Annotated in this window: 1 protein-coding gene; it reads left to right on the forward strand. The window is 58.4% G+C overall.

Annotation, left to right across the window (positions count from 1 at the left end; translation table 11 throughout):
- A partial coding sequence (locus tag ACXAH0_RS25155) for an IS66 family transposase (RefSeq protein ID WP_475196043.1) occupies positions 1–428 on the forward strand: 428 nt, incomplete at both ends.

Genomic DNA, 428 nt, shown 5'->3' on the forward strand with positions numbered 1-428 from the left:
CCTGACGATCCGGCTGAATTGAAAGCCGTGAACCGGCTTCTTGCCGACGAAGTCAAGGCACTGAGCCTGAAGGTCGAGCAGCTTCAGCATCAGCTTCATGGGGCGCACCGGAACCGGTTCGGCTCCAAATCGGAAAGCCTCGATCAACTCAATCTGAGCCTTGCCGAGGAAGAGGCCATTGGTGTAGCTGCTGATCAGCAAAACATGCCGGATTCCGCTTCGGTGGATGCTCCTCCCGGACAGGCCAAACGCCAGCACAGCCGCAAGCCGCTACCGGACCATCTTGAGCGCAATGACACGATCTTGATGCCGGGCGAAGCCTGCCTTCGGTGTGGCGGCAAGCTGAAGACACTGGGTGAGGACATTACCGAAGAGCTGGAATATATGCCGGGCCGGTTTGTCGTGAACCGTATTGTCAGACCGCGCCT

This window comes from Roseibium sp. AWQ4_290, assembly GCF_056160985.1.